The organism is Candidatus Jordarchaeum sp. (assembly GCF_052745115.1).
In genome coordinates, this window is the sequence record NZ_JBRAKS010000457.1 from 1 (window position 1) to 2,690 (window position 2,690).

Genomic DNA, 2,690 nt, shown 5'->3' on the forward strand with positions numbered 1-2,690 from the left:
GGAACCGAACACCATCTGGAAGTGTCCTAGATGGGTAAGTTTCGGACAACGGTTTTGGCACCCAAGTTTTGGAGGGAGATTAGGTCAGATAATAGTTCCAAAGGCAAAACTGTTCAGGCACTAAGAATGACTTATGGTGGAGCGATGGTCAATGGGCCATTTAGTATAATTGTAGCCACCAACGATTTTATGCTCGGGTTAACGGATAGAATTAAGCTTCGGCCATTAATAGCTGCTAGGAAGGATGACCGCTTCTATATTGCAAGTGAAGAGTGTGCAATAAAAAGTGTTTGCGAAAACCCAGATCTTGTTTGGGCACCCAAGGGAGGAGAGCCAGTAATTGCCTATTCAAAAGAGGTGACCTAATGTTTCCCCCGCAGTTTAGTATAGTAATTGATAATGACCGCTGTGAAGTATGCAAGAGATGTACGTTAAACTGTTCTTTTGAAGCATTATCCTATGATGAAAGAAACAACCGAATAGTTGCCAATGATCAAAAATGTGTTGCATGTTTAAGGTGTGCAACTAAATGCCCTCAGGGTGCCATAACGATTAAGAGAAACGAAATCAGCTTTTCTCCGCATCCCACCTGGACTCCCGAAATAAGATTAGACATAATGAGACAAGCTGAAACCGGGGGAGTACTAATTACTGGTTGCGGAAATGATCTTTATTATCCTTGCTTATTTGACAGAATAGTAATTGACGCTTGTCAAGTAACAAACCCCTCTATAGATCCTCTGAGGGAACCCATAGAGGTCTGCACATACCTTGGTAAAAAACCTAAACAATTAAAGATCGGCGAAGATTTCAGTTTAGAAACCGAAATAACACCTAACCTAATAATTGAAACTCCCATAATTATCGGTCATATATCATATGGTGCAATTAATCTCAGGGCCCACAAGGCTTTAGCCATGGCCGCAAGTAAAGCTGGAACACTGATGGGATCCGGTGAGGGTGGATTACACCCCGAACTCTACAAGTTCGGAGACCACATAATCGCGCAAGTGGCTTCGGGAAGATTCGGAGTTCATTCCAAGTATTTGGAGGTTGGTGCCGCTATAGAAATAAAAATTGGACAGGGAGCAAAACCCGGTATAGGCGGCCATTTACCGGGAGAAAAGGTTTCTGAAAATATTGCGGAAACTAGAATGATACCCTTGCACACAGATGCACTGTCTCCGGCTCCACATCATGATATCTATTCCATTGAGGATTTGTCCCAGTTAATCTATGCTCTTAAGGAAGAAACCGATTACATGAAGCCGGTGTTCGTTAAAATAGCGGCGGTTCACAATAGTGCGGCTATCGCTAGTGGGATCGCGCGAGCGGGAGCAGATGCAATAACCATTGATGGTTTTCGGGGAGGGACCGGTGCAGCTCCAAAAATAATTAGAAACCATTTGGGTATACCCATAGAGGTTGCCATCGCCAGCGTAGATAAAAGATTGCGTGATGAAGGCATAAGAAACGAGGTTTCGCTTATCGCCAGCGGTAGTATTAGGTCTGCTGCTGATGTTGCCAAGGCTATAGCTCTTGGGGCAGATGCGGTGGCAATGGTTACGCCAGCTCTAATAGCTATGGGATGTACAGTGTGTCAACAGTGTTATAGAGGAACGTGTGCTTGGGGAATATGTACCACAAGACGCGATCTCGCTAGAAGGCTCGATCCAGAGGGCGCCTCTAGAAGAGTCTATAATCTGATTAGTGCCTGGACCACAGAGTTAAAGGAGGTTCTGGGAGCTTTAGGAATGAATTCAATTGAGAGTCTTCGATATAACAGAGAGCGTTTAAGAGGAATCGGAATAGATCAAAAAACTCTGGAAATATTGGATGTTAAAGCAGCAGGTGAATAAAATGCAAATAGATGCTAAAGGTCTTCACTATAAGGAGTTAAACAAGAAATTAAAAGAGCTGGTATCTAGTGGAGAGATTAAGGAAATAGATGTAATGAATATTAATGGCCAACGATACATTGGAACAGGGCTAAGAAACAATAAAGCAACGATTATTTTACACGGTGTTCCGGGAAACGACCTAGCCGCCTTTATGAATGGTGCTTCCATATTTGTTATGGGGAATGCTGAAGACGGTGTAGGAAACACTATGAACGCAGGACTGGTGGTTATCTACGGAGATGCAAGGGACGTGGTGGGTTATTCTATGAGGGGAGGAAAAATTTTCATTAAAGACGATGTTGGGTACAGAACAGGTATCCATATGAAAGCTTATATGGATCGATTTCCTAGTATAATGGTAGGTGGCAAAGCTGGAGATTTTCTGGGAGAGTATATGGCTGGGGGAGTGATAATTATTTTAAACCGTAACTATGAGGAATTCCCTGTAGGAAATTTCACCGCAACAGGTATACATGGTGGATTAATTTTTGTGAGAGGTAAAGTTTCAGAAAGTAGTTTAGGGATTGGTGCTGAATTAGATGTTCCCAACGAGGAAGACAAAAGACTCTTGAGTAAATTAATTTCAGAGTACAATTTCTATTTCCAAGTTAAAGAGAATTTTGAAAATTTAGAATTTACGAAAATTCATTGTAAAAGCCATCGCCCATTTGGGAAACTTTATGTCTTAGAGTAGCCTTTTTAGGGAAAAAAGTTTATTTAACCCATATGTTCATACAAAGCTCCTGTTGTATAGTTTTTTGTTCTCTTCTATGATTTCCCTCAGTGCTT

General features: G+C 41.9%; 3 protein-coding genes. All 3 read left to right on the plus strand.

From position 1 onward, the window contains the following. Positions 1-30: 30 nt before the first annotated feature. From ACUVXA_RS19505 to ACUVXA_RS19515, 3 genes are read left to right on the plus strand one after another with little or no spacing between them, the layout of a single operon-like run. Positions 31-366 (plus strand): hypothetical protein, encoded by a 336-nt coding sequence (locus ACUVXA_RS19505; protein WP_445872961.1) that lies wholly within the window; start codon positions 31-33, stop codon positions 364-366. Further along, positions 366-1,859 carry a glutamate synthase-related protein gene (locus ACUVXA_RS19510; protein WP_445872962.1) on the plus strand — a complete coding sequence of 498 codons (1,494 nt, stop codon included), beginning with the start codon at positions 366-368 and terminating at the stop codon, positions 1,857-1,859. Before ACUVXA_RS19505 ends, ACUVXA_RS19510 begins: the two co-directional genes overlap by 1 nt. Position 1,860: 1 nt before the next feature. Then, positions 1,861-2,595: a hypothetical protein gene (locus tag ACUVXA_RS19515; RefSeq protein ID WP_445872963.1), complete on the plus strand. Its 735-nt coding sequence runs from the start codon at positions 1,861-1,863 to the stop codon at positions 2,593-2,595. The last annotated feature ends 95 nt before the right edge of the window (positions 2,596-2,690 follow it).